This is a genomic window from Enterobacter sp. C3_dUdeg (genome assembly GCF_057536195.1).
Genome location: NZ_BAAKFX010000003.1, coordinates 25,268 through 41,187, shown reverse-complemented (window position 1 = coordinate 41,187; position 15,920 = coordinate 25,268). Strand labels below are relative to the sequence as shown.

At 54.3% G+C, this 15,920-nt stretch carries 14 protein-coding genes; 10 read left to right on the top strand and 4 right to left on the bottom strand.

From position 1 onward, the window contains the following. Window positions 1-87: 87 nt before the first annotated feature. Window positions 88-1,524: a serine endoprotease DegP gene (gene degP, locus AC27FC_RS10245; protein WP_024907518.1), complete on the top strand. Its 1,437-nt coding sequence runs from the start codon at window positions 88-90 to the stop codon at window positions 1,522-1,524. Window positions 1,525-1,670: 146 nt separating this feature from the next. Further along, a complete protein-coding gene (gene cdaR, locus AC27FC_RS10240; protein ID WP_023310452.1) occupies window positions 1,671-2,828 on the top strand; it encodes a DNA-binding transcriptional regulator CdaR in 1,158 nt (385 codons plus the stop codon). A 94-nt stretch (window positions 2,829-2,922) separates the two neighbouring features. Here cdaR and AC27FC_RS10235 read toward each other — a convergent pair whose 3' ends face one another. The 4 genes from AC27FC_RS10235 to map all read right to left on the bottom strand — a co-directional run bounded on the left by AC27FC_RS10235 (window position 2,923) and on the right by map (window position 7,811). After that, on the bottom strand, window positions 2,923-3,309 hold the full coding sequence (locus AC27FC_RS10235; protein WP_014168696.1) for a DUF3461 family protein: 387 nt from the start codon (window positions 3,307-3,309) through the stop codon (window positions 2,923-2,925). A gap of 111 nt (window positions 3,310-3,420) precedes the next feature. Beyond that, entirely contained in the window at window positions 3,421-4,245 is an 825-nt protein-coding gene (gene dapD, locus AC27FC_RS10230) for a 2,3,4,5-tetrahydropyridine-2,6-dicarboxylate N-succinyltransferase (RefSeq protein ID WP_008501915.1), read from the bottom strand. A gap of 32 nt (window positions 4,246-4,277) precedes the next feature. Beyond that, window positions 4,278-6,953, bottom strand: coding sequence for a bifunctional uridylyltransferase/uridylyl-removing protein GlnD (gene glnD, locus AC27FC_RS10225; RefSeq protein WP_039260604.1), 2,676 nt, complete (start codon window positions 6,951-6,953; stop codon window positions 4,278-4,280). A gap of 63 nt (window positions 6,954-7,016) precedes the next feature. Next, window positions 7,017-7,811 carry a type I methionyl aminopeptidase gene (gene map / locus AC27FC_RS10220; protein WP_033144670.1) on the bottom strand — a complete coding sequence of 265 codons (795 nt, stop codon included), beginning with the start codon at window positions 7,809-7,811 and terminating at the stop codon, window positions 7,017-7,019. A gap of 321 nt (window positions 7,812-8,132) precedes the next feature. Between map and rpsB the strand changes: the two genes are divergently transcribed. The 8 genes from rpsB to rseP all read left to right on the top strand — a co-directional run bounded on the left by rpsB (window position 8,133) and on the right by rseP (window position 15,902). Beyond that, window positions 8,133-8,858 (top strand): 30S ribosomal protein S2, encoded by a 726-nt coding sequence (rpsB, locus tag AC27FC_RS10215; protein ID WP_003856207.1) that lies wholly within the window; start codon window positions 8,133-8,135, stop codon window positions 8,856-8,858. A gap of 117 nt (window positions 8,859-8,975) precedes the next feature. After that, complete coding sequence (gene tsf / locus AC27FC_RS10210; protein WP_014882627.1) at window positions 8,976-9,827, top strand: translation elongation factor Ts; 852 nt, start codon at window positions 8,976-8,978, stop codon at window positions 9,825-9,827. A gap of 150 nt (window positions 9,828-9,977) precedes the next feature. Further along, entirely contained in the window at window positions 9,978-10,703 is a 726-nt protein-coding gene (pyrH, locus tag AC27FC_RS10205) for a UMP kinase (protein WP_008501910.1), read from the top strand. A 167-nt stretch (window positions 10,704-10,870) separates the two neighbouring features. Further along, entirely contained in the window at window positions 10,871-11,428 is a 558-nt protein-coding gene (frr, locus tag AC27FC_RS10200; RefSeq protein ID WP_003856180.1) for a ribosome recycling factor, read from the top strand. A gap of 95 nt (window positions 11,429-11,523) precedes the next feature. Further along, the gene (ispC, locus tag AC27FC_RS10195) at window positions 11,524-12,723 is read left to right on the top strand and encodes a 1-deoxy-D-xylulose-5-phosphate reductoisomerase (RefSeq protein ID WP_196354886.1); all 1,200 of its coding nucleotides are present in this window, start codon (window positions 11,524-11,526) and stop codon (window positions 12,721-12,723) included. Between the two features lie 186 nt (window positions 12,724-12,909). Next, a complete protein-coding gene (gene ispU, locus AC27FC_RS10190; protein ID WP_024907522.1) occupies window positions 12,910-13,668 on the top strand; it encodes a (2E,6E)-farnesyl-diphosphate-specific ditrans,polycis-undecaprenyl-diphosphate synthase in 759 nt (252 codons plus the stop codon). Window positions 13,669-13,680: 12 nt separating this feature from the next. Next, window positions 13,681-14,538 (top strand): phosphatidate cytidylyltransferase, encoded by an 858-nt coding sequence (gene cdsA / locus AC27FC_RS10185; RefSeq protein WP_023310457.1) that lies wholly within the window; start codon window positions 13,681-13,683, stop codon window positions 14,536-14,538. Between the two features lie 11 nt (window positions 14,539-14,549). After that, window positions 14,550-15,902: a sigma E protease regulator RseP gene (gene rseP, locus AC27FC_RS10180; RefSeq protein WP_033144672.1), complete on the top strand. Its 1,353-nt coding sequence runs from the start codon at window positions 14,550-14,552 to the stop codon at window positions 15,900-15,902. Window positions 15,903-15,920: the final 18 nt, after the last annotated feature.

Below are 15,920 nucleotides of genomic sequence, written 5' to 3'. Positions count from 1 at the left end.
ATAAACTTATCGCCGGAACTAAGCGGTATAAAATGAATCTGAGTTACACAGCAATTTTGCGTTACCTGTAAATCGAGATTGAGAAACATGAAAAAAACCACATTAGCAATGAGTGCACTGGCTCTGAGTTTAGGTTTAGCGCTGTCTCCTCTGACTGCTACTGCAGCCGAGACCGCGTCGTCGGCAGCAACCGCGCAGCAGATGCCAAGCCTGGCACCGATGCTCGAAAAAGTGATGCCATCGGTGGTGAGTATTAACGTTGAAGGCAGTACGACCGTCAATACGCCGCGTATGCCGCGTAACTTCCAGCAGTTCTTCGGCGACAACTCGCCGTTCTGCCAGGACGGTTCGCCATTCCAGAGCTCTCCGTTCTGTCAGGGCGGCGGTGCCGGGGATGACAGCCAGGGCGGCGGCCAGCAGCAGAAATTCATGGCGCTTGGCTCGGGTGTCATTATTGATGCGGCGAAAGGCTACGTCGTCACTAACAACCACGTTGTCGATAACGCGAACAGCATTAAGGTTCAGCTGAGCGATGGCCGTAAGTTCGACGCCAAAGTAGTGGGTAAAGACCCGCGCTCCGACATCGCGCTGATCCAGATTCAGGATCCGAAAAACCTGACGGCGATTAAAATTGCCGACTCCGACGCGCTGCGCGTGGGCGACTATACCGTGGCGATCGGTAACCCGTTCGGTCTGGGTGAAACCGTGACATCCGGTATCGTCTCAGCGCTGGGTCGTAGCGGCCTGAACGCGGAAAACTACGAAAACTTCATCCAGACGGATGCGGCGATCAACCGCGGTAACTCCGGCGGTGCGCTGGTGAACCTGAACGGTGAGCTGATCGGTATCAACACCGCTATCCTGGCACCGGACGGCGGCAACATCGGCATCGGTTTTGCTATCCCGAGTAACATGGTGAAAAACCTGACCGCGCAGATGGTGCAGTATGGCCAGGTGAAACGCGGCGAGCTGGGTATCCTCGGTACGGAGCTGAACTCCGAACTGGCTAAGGCGATGAAAGTTGACGCTCAGCGCGGGGCATTCGTCAGCCAGGTGATGCCGAATTCTTCTGCGGCGAAAGCGGGCATTAAAGCGGGGGATGTGATCACCTCCCTGAACGGTAAACCGATCAGCAGCTTTGCCGCCCTGCGTGCCGAAGTGGGCTCGATGCCGATTGGCAGTAAAGTGACCCTCGGCCTGCTGCGCGACGGTAAGCCGGTTAACGTGAGCCTGGAGCTGCAGCAGAGCAGCCAGAATCAGGTGGATTCCAGCACCATCTTCAGCGGTATTGAAGGTGCCGAGATGAGCAATAAAGGCGCAGACAAAGGCGTGGTGGTGAACAACGTGAAAGCGAATTCACCGGCAGCCCGTATCGGCCTGAAAAAAGGCGATGTGATCATGGGCGCTAACCAGCAGCCTGTGAAAAACATCGCTGAACTGCGCAAAATTCTCGACAGCAAGCCTTCCGTGCTGGCGCTGAATATCCAGCGTGGTGATACCTCTCTTTATCTGCTGATGCAGTAATCCTCTGAAGCCCCTGTTCGCGGGGGCTTTCTCGTTTTTGTGATTCTTGCCACAACTCCATACTTCTTCCTCTCTCTTTGTGCATTCGCACAATGCAGCCGTCGCTGAACTTCCCTATTCTTGAGCTCTGCTCACGGGAGGGTTACATGGCTGGCTGGCATCTTGATACCAAAATGGCGCAGGATATTGTGGCGCGCACCATGCGCATCATTGATACCAATATCAACGTAATGGATGCCCGCGGGCGCATTATTGGCAGCGGCGATCGCGAGCGTATTGGGGAATTGCACGAAGGTGCGCTGCTGGTGCTTTCTCAGGGGCGGGTCGTGGATATCGACGATGCGGTAGCGAAACACCTGCACGGCGTACGTCAGGGCATCAATTTACCGCTGCGTCTTGAAGGCGAAATTGTGGGGGTAATCGGCCTCACCGGCGAGCCCGAGTCACTGCGAAAATACGGTGAGCTGGTCTGTATGACGGCAGAGATGATGCTGGAGCAGTCGCGCCTGATGCATCTGCTCGCTCAGGACAGCCGCCTGCGTGAAGAGCTGGTAATGAACCTTATTCAGGCGGAAGAGCATACGCCTGCGCTCAGCGAATGGGCGCAGCGTCTGGGGATCGATTTAAACCAGCCGCGCGTGGTGGCGGTCATTGAGGTCGATAGCGGCCAGCTTGGCGTGGACAGCGCGATGGCCGAGCTGCAGCAGCTGCAAAATGCGCTGGCGACGCCGGAGCGCGATAACCTGGTGGCGATCGTTTCTCTGACGGAAATGGTGGTCCTCAAACCGGCGCTCAATGCGTTCGGCCGCTGGGATGCCGACGATCATCGTCGTCGCGTAGAGCAGCTGATCTCCCGGATGGAGGAGAACGGCCAGCTGCGTTTTCGCGTTGCGCTGGGCAACTACTTTACCGGGCCGGGCAGTATCGCCCGCTCCTGGCGTACCGCGCGCACCACCATGATGGTGGGCAAGCAGCGGATGCCGGAGAGCCGCAGCTATTTCTATCAGGATCTGATGCTGCCGGTGCTGCTCGACAGCCTGCGCGGGGGATGGCAGGCCAATGAGCTGGCGCGGCCATTGGCGCGTCTGAAAGCCATGGACAACAACGGCCTGCTGCGCCGGACGCTGCAGGCGTGGTTCCGCCATAACGTGCAGCCGCTGGCGACCTCGAAGGCGCTGTTTATTCACCGTAATACGCTTGAGTATCGGTTAAACCGGATTTCGGAGCTGACGGGGCTGGATCTGGGAAACTTTGACGACAGGCTGCTGCTGTATGTGGCGCTGCAGCTGGACGAACAGAGATGATGCTGTATGCGGTCTGGTGCCCTCACCCCATCCCTCTCCCACGGGGAGAGGGCGCAAACACTAAAAACGGCAATCAAGGATTGCCGTTTTGCTTTTATTTCCGCGTTAATTTCTCAAGATCCGCTTCAATCTCGCTGATCTTATTTGTTACAACGCTTTCAAGGTGACGCAGATCGTCAAGGATCTTACGCTTAAGATCGACTTCGGTGCGGTCGCGCTGGCAGATCTGATCGAGTTCATCGATCACATAGCGCAGGTTAGGGCTGATTTCCTGTACTTCTTTGTAGCCCTGTCCTACACCGTCAGCCACAACGGTCTTACGCTGGCGTGGATATTTAAACTTCACGCTTTTGGCGAAAAACTCTCCTTTGTCCTTGTGAAAATAGATTTTCAGAATATCGTTATTGGCTTCCTGACGGAGGCTGTAACGATCAATTTCATCAGGATTGGTAATGCCCAGACTTTTCAGATTATCGTACATAGCGGTACCCTTGATCTCAACATAACCTTTGAATAATTAACGAAAAAATCTATTTTCGCCACCCTCAGATATAAAAAAAGCGGGGTTGCCCCCGCTTTTTGTTATACCCGATTAATCGATGGTGCGCAGTAATTCGTTGATGCCCACTTTACCGCGCGTTTTCGCATCCACTTTCTTCACGATAACCGCACAGTACAGGCTGTATTTGCCATCTTTTGACGGCAGGTTGCCGGAAACCACCACGGAGCCCGCCGGAACGCGACCGTAGTGAACTTCACCGGTTTCACGGTCGTAAATACGGGTGCTCTGACCGATGTAAACGCCCATGGAGATCACGGAACCTTCTTCAACGATCACGCCTTCAACCACTTCAGAGCGCGCGCCGATGAAGCAGTTGTCTTCGATGATGGTCGGGTTAGCCTGCAGTGGCTCCAGAACACCACCGATGCCCACGCCGCCGGACAGGTGAACGTTTTTACCGATCTGCGCGCAGGAACCGACGGTCGCCCAGGTATCAACCATGGTGCCTTCGTCAACGTAGGCACCGATGTTCACGTAGGATGGCATCAGCACGGTGTTGCGTGCGATGAATGCGCCCTGACGCACTGCCGCAGGCGGTACCACGCGGAAGCCTTCTTTCTGGAAACGCGCTTCGTCGTAGTCAGCGAATTTCATTGGCACTTTATCGAAGTAGCGGCTTTCTGCTCCGTCGATAACCTGGTTATCGTTGATACGGAAAGAGAGCAGCACGGCTTTCTTCAGCCATTGATGAGTGACCCACTGACCGTCGATTTTTTCTGCCACGCGCAGCGCGCCGGAATCCAGAAGGGAAATCACCTGGTTTACCGCTTCACGGGTCACGGTATCCACATTTGCCGGGGTAATCTCGGCGCGACGCTCAAAAGCGGACTCAATAACGTTCTGTAACTGCTGCATTGTTTACTCTTTCCATTTCACTAAAAAACATATCACCCTTTATCGTTTGGATTGAGGGCTGCTGTCAACCGTTGTTGCACTTCAAGCTGCAGGTCATTATTAAGGGCACGCCGGTCAGCGGTGGCGATTATAAATAAATCTTCTACTCGCTCGCCAATCGTTGTAATTCGGGCGCCGTGGAGCGAAATTCCCAGATCGGCAAAAACCTGGCCGACGCGGGCAAGCAGCCCTGGCTGGTCGAGCGCGATCAGCTCCAGGAACGATTTACGGTCGGTGTGGGTCGGCAGGAAATTGACCTCGGTATCGACGGTAAAGTGGCGCAATTTCGCCGGCTGGCGACGCGGCTGCGGGGGCTGCCAGCTGCGCTGGGTAATCGCCTGTTCCAGACCAAAACGTATCCCTTCATGCCTGTCCGACGAGAGCGGGCTGCCGTCCGGCTCAAGCACGATAAAGGTGTCCATCGCCATGCCGTCGCGGGTGGTGAAAATCTGCGCGTCGTGAACGCTCAGGTTACGCCTGTCCAGCTCGGCGCAGACCGCAGCAAACAGATAAGGTCGGTCCGGGCTCCAGATGAAAATCTCCGTCCCGCCGCGGGTAGCCTGCGGGCTCAGCAGGATCATCGGCTGGGACAGATCGTGCTTCAGCAGATGCCGCGCGTGCCACGCAAGCTGGTTTGGGCTATGGCGGACAAAATAGTTGGCGCGGCAGCGGGCCCAAATCTGATGCAGTGCCTCTTCATCAATATTATCCATCCGCAGCAGCGCCAGCGCCTGCAGCTGGTGATGGCGCACGCGCTCGCGCATGTCCGGGGTGTTTTGCATCCCGCGACGCAGCTGTTTTTCGGTGGCGAAGTACAGCTCGCGCAGCAGGCTCTGCTTCCAGCTGTTCCACAGGGTCTCGTTGGTGGCGCAGATATCGGCCACCGTCAGGCAGACCAGATAGCGCAGACGGTTTTCCGTCTGAACCTCTTCCGCGAACTGCTTGATCACTTCCGGATCCTGAATGTCACGACGCTGCGCGGTGACCGACATCAGCAGGTGATGGCGCACCAGCCAGGCCACCAGCTGCGTTTCACGCGAGTTCAGGCCGTGCAGTTCGGCAAATTTCAGCACGTCCTGCGCGCCCAGCACCGAATGGTCACCGCCGCGACCTTTGGCGATATCGTGGAACAGGGCGGCAATCAGGATCAGTTCCGGATGGGTCAGGCGCGGCCACAGTTCGACGCAGAGCGGGTGGCGGGAGCGCGTCTCTTCTCTCGCAAAGCTTTCCAGCTTTAGCATCACGCGGATCGTGTGTTCATCCACCGTGTAGGCGTGGAACAGATCGAACTGCATTTGCCCGACAATGTGCGACCACTGCGGCATATAGGCCCACAGCACGCTGTGGCGGTGCATCGGCAGCAGGCCGCGGCTGACGGCGCCCGGGTGGCGGAGCATGCTCAGGAATAGCGAACGCGCTTCCGGGATATAGCACAGCGGCTGCGTCAGATGACGGCGCGCGTGGCGCAGATGGCGAAGGGTGGTGGAGTAGATCCCGGTGATGGTGCTGTTGCGCACCATGGTATAGAACATTCGCAGAATCGCTTCCGGCTCGCGGATGAACAGCGTTTCGTCGCGCAGGTCGATAAGCGTGCCGCGCAGCTGGAATTCGTCATCAATCGGACGCGGTTTTTCGTCCGCCGTCAGAGCCAGAATGGCCTCGTCGAACAGCTGCAACAGCATCTGGTTCAGCTCGGTCACCCGGCGGGTGACGCGGAAGAAATCCTTCATCATGTGCTCAACCGGCTCGTTGCCTTCGCCCTGATAATTCAGACGCTGAGCCACGCTGAGCTGGCGGTCAAACAGCAGGCGGTTATCGTAGCGGGTGACTTCCAGATGCAGGGCAAACCGGATGCGCCACAGCAGGTGCAGGCACTCGTTCAGCTCGTTACGCTCGGCCTCGGTTAAAAAGCCGAAGCCGACCATCTCGTCCATCGAGGTGGCACCAAAATGGCGGCGGGCGACCCACTGCAGGGTGTGGATGTCGCGCAGGCCGCCGGGGCTGCTTTTAATATCGGGTTCAAGATTATAGCTGGTGCCGTGGTAGCGCTGGTGGCGCTGGTTTTGCTCCTCGACCTTCGCGGCGAAGAACTTTTCTGACGGCCAGAAGCCGTCGCTGAAGATGTGTTTTTGCAGCTCCAGGAACAGGGCGACGTCACCAATCAGCAGGCGGGTTTCAATCAGGTTGGTGGCGACGGTCAGGTCCGATAACCCTTCCAGCAGACACTCTTCCAGGGTACGCACGCTGTGGCCGACTTCCAGCTTTACGTCCCAGAGCAGCGTCAGCAGTTCGCCAATTTTTTGCGCCTGTTCGTCCGGCAGCTTTTTGCGGCTTAAGATCAGCAGATCGATATCGGAAAGCGGATGCAGCTCACCGCGGCCATAGCCCCCGACGGCAACCAGCGCAACATCACTGATTTGCCCAAACCCGTAATCGATCCACAGGCGCTGCAGCAGCTGGTCGATAAATTCGGTGCGCGCTTCAATGAGCTGCTCGGCCGACACGCCTGCGTCAAACGCGCTGCCCAGCCAGCGATGGAAAACATCCATATGGGCTTTAATATGCGCGCAGGTCAGCTCGTGCGACGGCCAGACGCCCGGGTTATCGGGCTGGTCGGGGAGGGTGGGAAGTGCTGTGTTAGCATACTGTTCGGGTAAAAGATTACTCATCGTGCGCCACCCATAAGAAAAAGCTATAGCCATTAAAAAAGCCGGCATTTGCCGGCTTTTTTATCATTCATCGTGCGTCAGTATCGCCGGGATGGTGTCATCCTTGCGCAACGTCATAATTTCGCAGCCGTTGTCTGTTACCACAATAGTATGCTCGTACTGCGCAGACAAGCTTCTGTCTTTGGTTTTCACCGTCCAGCCGTCTTTCATGGTGCGGATGCGGTAATCACCCGCGTTGACCATCGGCTCAATGGTAAAGGTCATGCCTTTTTGCAGCACCACGCCGCCGTCATCTGCATCATAGTGCAGGACCTGCGGTTCTTCATGGAAGACGCGACCAATGCCGTGACCGCAGTACTCGCGCACCACGGAGAAACCTTCGGCTTCCACAAACTTCTGGATTGCCGCACCGAGGGTACGCAGGCGAATACCCGGTTTAACCATTTTCAGCGCCAGGTAGAGGCTCTCTTGCGTCACTTTGCACAGACGCTCGCCGAGAATCGTCGGCTTGCCAACGATGAACATTTTTGAGGTGTCACCGTGGTACTCGTCTTTAATGACGGTTACGTCGATGTTGACGATGTCGCCATCTTTCAGCAGTTTTTCGTCATCCGGAATGCCGTGACACACCACTTCATTAATAGAGATGCAGACGGATTTCGGGAAACCGTGGTAGCCGAGGCAGGCGGAAACCGCGTGCTGCTCGTTCACGATATAGTCGTTACAGATACGGTCCAGTTCACCGGTGCTGACGCCCGGCTTCACGAACGGCTCGATCATTTCCAGCACTTCCGCGGCCAGACGACCGGCGATGCGCATCTTTTCAATTTCTTCAGGTGTCTTAATAGAGATAGCCATGTAATCTGTCCATCGGTGTCGATTTTTTCGACAATACTAGTCTAAGTGTCGTCAATGGTATCAGTCAGGCACGCTCCGTGCCAAATTGAGAATCATTAACAGCACACTCCGCCAACAACTGTTGGTTTCTGGTCGTGTTTTGTGGTATAAAGCGCGCCGGACTTCCGATCCATCTCAGATACACAGGCTGGACGGAAGCGACAAATCTCACTTTGTGTAACAACACACACGTATCGGCACATATTCCGGGGTGCCCTTCGGGGTCGGTAATATGGGATACGTGGAGGCATAACCCCAACTTTCAATATAGAGGTTTTAAACATGGCAACTGTTTCCATGCGCGACATGCTCAAGGCTGGTGTTCACTTTGGTCACCAGACCCGTTACTGGAACCCGAAAATGAAGCCTTTCATCTTCGGCGCGCGTAACAAAGTTCACATCATCAACCTTGAGAAAACTGTACCAATGTTCAACGAAGCCCTGGCTGAGCTGAACAAGATCTCTTCCCGTAAAGGTAAGATTCTGTTCGTTGGTACTAAGCGCGCTGCAAGCGAAGCTGTGAAAGATGCTGCTAACAGCTGCGACCAGTTCTTCGTGAACCATCGCTGGTTGGGCGGCATGCTGACCAACTGGAAAACTGTTCGTCAGTCCATCAAACGCCTGAAAGATCTGGAAACCCAGTCTCAGGACGGTACTTTCGACAAGCTGACTAAGAAAGAAGCGCTGATGCGCACTCGTGAACTGGACAAGCTGGAAAACAGCCTGGGCGGTATCAAAGATATGGGCGGCCTGCCAGACGCGCTGTTCGTAATCGATGCAGACCACGAGCACATCGCAATCAAAGAAGCTAACAACCTGGGTATCCCGGTATTCGCTATCGTTGATACCAACTCCGATCCGGACGGTGTTGACTTCGTTATCCCGGGTAACGACGACGCAATCCGTGCTGTTAGCCTGTACCTGAGCGCTGTAGCTGCTACCGTTCGTGAAGGCCGTTCCCAGGATCTGGCTTCTCAGGCGGAAGAAAGCTTCGTAGAAGCTGAATAATAAGGTTTTACCCCTTATTAGTACCGTGTATGAATAGGGGCCCATTACCGGCCCCTTTTTTCAATTTACACTGTTTGGCCCCCGGCCGGGCAGTTCACATCTCCCGAGGATTTAAGAATGGCTGAAATTACCGCATCCCTGGTAAAAGAGCTGCGCGAGCGTACTGGCGCAGGCATGATGGATTGCAAAAAAGCGCTGACTGAAGCGAACGGCGACATCGAGCTGGCAATCGAAAACATGCGTAAATCCGGTGCGATCAAAGCAGCTAAAAAAGCAGGCAACGTTGCTGCTGACGGCGTGATCATCACTAAGATCGACGGCAACTACGGCATCATTCTGGAAGTTAACTGCCAGACTGACTTCGTTGCTAAAGATGGCGGTTTCCAGGCATTTGCTAACAAAGTTCTGGACGCAGCTGTTGCTGGTAAAATCACTGACGTTGAAGTTCTGAAAGCACAGTTCGAAGAAGAACGTGTTGCGCTGGTTGCTAAAATCGGTGAGAACATCAACATCCGTCGCGTATCTTCTCTGGAAGGCGACGTTCTGGGCTCTTACCAGCACGGTGCACGTATCGGTGTTCTGGTTGCGGCTAAAGGCGCTGACGAAGAGCTGGTTAAACAGCTGGCTATGCACATCGCTGCAAGCAAACCAGAATTCGTTAAGCCAGAAGACGTGTCTGCTGAAGTGGTAGAGAAAGAGTACCAGGTTCAGCTGGACATCGCGATGCAGTCTGGTAAGCCAAAAGAAATCGCAGAGAAAATGGTTGAAGGCCGCATGAAGAAATTCACCGGCGAAGTTTCTCTGACTGGCCAGCCATTCGTAATGGACCCAAGCAAGTCTGTTGCTCAGCTGCTGAAAGAGCACAACGCTGACGTAACTGGCTTCATCCGCTTCGAAGTGGGCGAAGGCATCGAGAAAGTTGAGACTGACTTCGCAGCAGAAGTTGCTGCAATGTCCAAGCAGTCTTAATGATTGAAAAGGAGCCGCCTGAGGGCGGCTTCTTTTTGTCACCCGTCACAGGAAATCAGACAGGCTCCAGTATCGCTGTGCTGATTTGCGGCATATCATGTCGCCAGAATTAACCCCCATCTTAATCGTTGACAGTCTCAGGAAAGAAACATGGCTACCAATGCAAAACCCGTGTACAAACGCATTCTGCTTAAGCTGAGTGGCGAAGCGCTGCAGGGATCGGAAGGCTTCGGTATTGACGCAAGCATCCTTGATCGCATGGCACAGGAAATCAAAGAACTGGTCGAACTGGGTATCCAGGTTGGCGTGGTCATTGGCGGTGGCAACCTTTTCCGTGGTGCTGGTCTGGCGAAAGCGGGGATGAACCGCGTTGTGGGCGACCACATGGGTATGCTGGCAACCGTCATGAATGGCCTGGCAATGCGTGATGCACTGCATCGCGCCTATGTGAATGCCCGCCTGATGTCCGCGATTCCCCTGAATGGCGTTTGCGATAATTACAGCTGGGCAGAAGCCATCAGCCTGCTGCGCAATAACCGCGTGGTGATCCTCTCCGCCGGTACGGGTAACCCGTTCTTTACAACCGATTCCGCTGCCTGCCTGCGCGGTATCGAGATCGAAGCCGATGTGGTACTGAAAGCGACCAAAGTAGACGGCGTGTTTACTGCCGACCCGGCAAAAGATCCTTCTGCCACCATGTACGATCAGCTGAGCTACAGCGAAGTGCTGGATAAAGAGCTGAAAGTGATGGATCTTGCCGCCTTCACGCTGGCTCGCGACCACAAACTGCCGATCCGTGTCTTCAACATGAACAAGCCTGGCGCACTGCGTCGCGTGGTCATGGGCGAAAAAGAAGGCACTTTGATCACGGAATAATTTCCGTTGACGATAAATACAGGTAAGATTCCGCTTTATTTTGTAGTGGTATCTTACCCGGACGCGCCTTTGGCGTTGTCATGAATTAAACGCGACTATACTTAGCACACCTGTAGCGCTGTGCTGGCGGATAGTCTGCCTGAGACAAGTTTTCAAGGATTCGTAACGTGATTAACGACATCAGAAAAGATGCTGAAGTACGCATGGACAAATGCGTAGAAGCGTTCAAAAACCAAATCAGCAAAATCCGTACTGGCCGTGCTTCCCCAAGCCTGCTGGATGGCATCATCGTAGAATATTACGGTACGCCAACCCCTCTGCGCCAGCTGGCGAGCGTGACGGTTGAAGATACCCGTACGCTGAAAATCAACGTCTTCGACCGCTCTATGAGCCCGGCCGTTGAGAAAGCGATTATGGCCTCTGACCTCGGACTGAACCCAAGCTCTGCGGGCGCAGACATCCGCGTTCCACTGCCTCCGCTGACGGAAGAACGTCGTAAAGATCTTATCAAAGTGGTTCGTGGCGAAGCTGAGCAGGGTCGTGTATCCGTGCGTAACGTCCGTCGCGACGCGAACGATAAGGTGAAAGCACTGCTGAAAGAAAAAGAGATCAGCGAAGATGACGATCGTCGTTCTCAGGACGACATTCAGAAAATGACCGACGCGGCCATCAAGAAAATTGATGCGGCGCTGGCAGAAAAAGAAGCGGAACTGATGCAGTTCTGATTTCTGTCGTACACTGATAAACGCCGTTCAGAAGGACTTCGGGTCTTGCTGGCGGCGTTTTGCTTTTATCTGGTCTAACTTTTTTCGGGCATCTCATGAAGCATTTAACACTCCTCGGCTCAACCGGCTCTATCGGTTGCAGCACTCTCGACGTCGTTCGCCATAATCCTGAACTTTACACCGTGACAGCGCTGGTGGCCGGTAAGAATGTGCAGCGAATGGTCGAACAGTGCCTGGAGTTTGCGCCCCGCTATGCGGTGATGGATGACGAAGAGAGCGCGCGTCTGCTGAAAGCACAGCTGCGTGAAAAGGGCAGTCGAACCGAGGTGCTGAGCGGCCAGCAGGCGGCCTGCGAGATGGCGGCGCTGGATGAGGTGGATCAGGTCATGGCGGCCATTGTCGGCGCGGCAGGGCTGCTGCCGACGCTTGCTGCGATTGATGCCGGTAAGGATGTTTTGCTGGCCAATAAAGAGTCGCTGGTCACCTGTGGACGCCTGTTTATGGATGCGGTGAAGCAGCGCGGCGCGCGTCTTCTGCCGGTCGACAGCGAGCACAACGCGATTTTTCAGAGTTTACCGCAACCTTTTCAACAGAACCTGGGGTACGCTGACCTGGAGCAGAATGGCGTGGTGTCTATTCTGCTTACCGGGTCTGGTGGCCCGTTCCGTGAAACGCCACTGTCTGAACTGCGTGCGATGACACCGGATCAGGCGTGCCGTCATCCGAACTGGTCGATGGGGCGTAAAATCTCCGTTGATTCTGCCACCATGATGAACAAAGGTCTGGAATACATTGAAGCGCGCTGGCTGTTTAATGCGTCAGCGAAACAGATGGAAGTACTGATTCACCCGCAATCGGTGATTCACTCGATGGTGCGTTATCAGGATGGCAGCGTGCTGGCACAGCTGGGCGAGCCGGACATGCGTACGCCGATTGCCCATTCAATGGCGTGGCCAAATCGAGTGAAATCCGGCGTGAAGCCGCTTGATTTCTGCAAGCTAAGTTCCCTGACGTTCAGTGAACCAGACTACGACCGCTATCCTTGTCTGAAGCTTGCGATGAATGCCTTTGACCAGGGGCAGGCGGCGACGACGGCACTTAATGCAGCTAATGAAATTACCGTTGAGGCATTTCTGAATCAGCAAATTCGTTTTACCGATATCGCATCGTTAAATTTATCGGTACTGGAGATGATGGATTTGCGCGAACCACAAAGCGTGGAAGAGGTGCTGGCGGTGGATGCAGCTGCGCGTAATATTGCGCGCCAACGGGTGACACGTCTCGCAAGCTGGTGATAAAGCAAGCACTAGTCGTCGTGCTATTTGTTAGCGTTGGGCTTCAGTGATATAGTCTGCGCCACCTGATCGCAGGTATTTGACTTAATGTGGTCAGGTGAGCCGTGGTTTGACACGGCTTTTTTATGTATAGGCTTCAGTATTCCTGAGTACCGTTAAATCCTTTTCAGGGACAAAAAACGCGTTATGTTGTCTGCGAATCAACCAATAAGCGAAAATTTGCCAGCTCATGGCTGCCGTCATGTAGCAATCATTATGGATGGCAATGGCCGCTGGGCGAAAAGACAAGGGAAGATACGAGCCTTTGGGCATAAAGCGGGGGCGAAATCCGTTCGTCGCGCCGTTTCTTTTGCCGCCAACAACGGCATTGATGCGTTAACGCTCTATGCTTTTAGCAGTGAAAACTGGAATCGACCTCTGCAGGAAGTGACTGCGTTGATGGAATTGTTTGTGTGGGCGCTAGACAGCGAAGTAAAAAGCCTGCACCGCCACAACGTCCGCCTGCGTATCATTGGCGATACCAGTCGTTTTAACTCACGTTTGCAGGAACGGATTCGCAAAGCTGAAGCGCTGACGGAAAATAATACCGGTTTGACGCTGAATATTGCGGCGAATTACGGCGGACGCTGGGATATTATCCAGGGCGTTCGGCATCTGGCCGAACAGGTTCAGGAAGGGCTGTTGAGACCCGACCAAATTGATGAAGAGGCGCTGAGCAAGCAAATCTGCATGAATGAACAGGCACCTGTGGATTTGGTAATTAGGACAGGGGGGGAACATCGCATAAGTAACTTTTTGATATGGCAAATTGCCTATGCCGAACTTTACTTTACGGATGTTCTTTGGCCCGATTTTGATGAACAAGACTTTGAAGGTGCGCTGCATGCCTTTGCCAATCGAGAGCGTCGTTTCGGCGGCACCGAGCCTGGTGGCGACAAAGCCTGATGGGGGTAGCTTTTGCTGAAGTATCGCCTGATTTCCGCTTTTGTATTAATACCCATTGTCATTGCGGCGCTGTTTTTACTGCCCCCGGTGGGATTCGCTATTGTCACGCTGGTGGTGTGCATGCTCGCCGCGTGGGAATGGGGACAGTTTAGCGGCTTTACCTCGCGCACTCAGCGAGTATGGCTTGCGGTACTTTGTGGCTTTATCCTGGCCATAATGCTGTTTACGTTACCTGAATATCACCATGATATTCATCAGCCCCTGGTTGCCGGTTCCTTGTGGATATCGCTGGCCTGGTGGGTTGCTGCGCTGTTGCTGGTTCTTTTTTATCCGGGTTCCGCGGCATTGTGGCGTAATTCAAAAGTGCTGCGACTGATTTTTGGCTTGCTCACAATTATTCCTTTTTTCTGGGGTATGGTTGCGCTGCGAGCGTGGCACTACGACGAAAACCACTACAGCGGTGCGATCTGGCTGCTTTATGTGATGATTCTGGTCTGGGGGGCTGACTCCGGGGCCTATATGTTTGGTAAACTGTTTGGCAAACATAAGCTGGCACCGAAGGTTTCTCCGGGCAAAACCTGGCAAGGATTCATCGGCGGCCTGTTTACGGCAGCGATCATCTCCTGGGGCTACGGCGTCTGGGCGAATCTTGAAGTGGCACCGTCAATACTGCTGGTGTGCTCGATTTTTGCTGCGCTTGCCTCCGTGCTCGGTGATTTAACCGAAAGTATGTTTAAGCGTGAAGCAGGGATTAAGGACAGCGGACACCTGATTCCAGGGCATGGCGGTATACTGGATCGCATTGATAGCCTGACAGCGGCTGTTCCAGTGTTTGCGTGTTTGCTTTTACTGGTATTCGGGACGATTTAACGGAAGGTTTTATGCTGAGCATTCTCTGGAATCTGGCGGCGTTCATTGTTGCACTGGGTGTACTGATTACCGTGCATGAATTTGGCCATTTCTGGGTTGCTCGCCGCTGTGGCGTGCGCGTAGAGCGATTTTCCATCGGTTTTGGTAAATCACTCTGGACGCGCACCGACCGCCACGGCACGGAATTTGTCATCGCCCTTATCCCGCTGGGCGGCTACGTCAAAATGCTCGACGAACGCGTCGAGCCTGTCGCTCCTGAGCTGCGACACAGCGCATTCAACAATAAAACCGTTGGACAACGCGCCGCCATCATTGCTGCCGGACCGGTAGCCAACTTCATCTTTGCGATTTTCGCTTACTGGCTGGTGTTTATCATCGGCGTCCCTGGCGTACGTCCGGTGGTGGGTGAAATTGCCCCCAATTCCATCGCGGCGAGTGCGCAAATTACATCCGGGATGGAACTTAAAGCGATTGATGGCATCGAAACCCCTGATTGGGATGCCGTGCGACTGCAGCTGGTAGCCAAAATTGGCGATGCGCAGACCACCATCAGCGTATCGCCGTTTGGTTCAGATACGCGTCAGGACAAAGTACTCGATTTACGTCACTGGCGTTTCGAGCCAGACAAAGAGGATCCCGTCGCTGCGCTGGGTATTCGTCCACGCGGCGCGCAGATCGAGCCGGTATTAGCCGAAGTACAGGCAAATTCGGCGGCGAGCAAAGCGGGTTTGCAAGCGGGCGACAGGATCGTTAAAGTCGATGGTCAACCATTAACAGAGTGGATGACCTTTGTTACTCTGGTGCGCGATAATCCGGGAACGTCTCTCGCGCTGGAAGTTGAAAGGCAGGGCAGTCCGCTTTCGCTGACGCTGATCCCGGATACGAAGTCGGTCGGCAAAAAGGCAGAAGGGTTTGCAGGCGTTGTGCCAAAAGTGATCCCGCTGCCAGATGAGTACAAGACAATACGCCAGTATGGGCCGTTCAGCGCCATCCTTGAAGCCACGGATAAAACATGGCAACTGATGAAGCTGACGGTCAACATGTTGGGGAAATTGATAACCGGTGATGTGAAACTGAACAACCTCAGTGGGCCAATTTCGATTGCTCAGGGGGCTGGGATGTCAGCGGAATTCGGGGTGATTTACTATCTCATGTTCCTCGCGCTCATTAGCGTGAACCTTGGGATAATCAACCTGTTCCCGCTTCCCGTTTTAGACGGGGGTCATCTGCTGTTTTTGGCGATTGAAAAGCTAAAAGGCGGACCGGTATCCGAGCGAGTTCAAGACTTTAGTTATCGCATTGGCTCGATTTTGCTGGTGCTGTTAATGGGGCTTGCACTTTTCAATGATTTCTCTCGGTTGTAAGAGAGTGTTAGGAAGAAC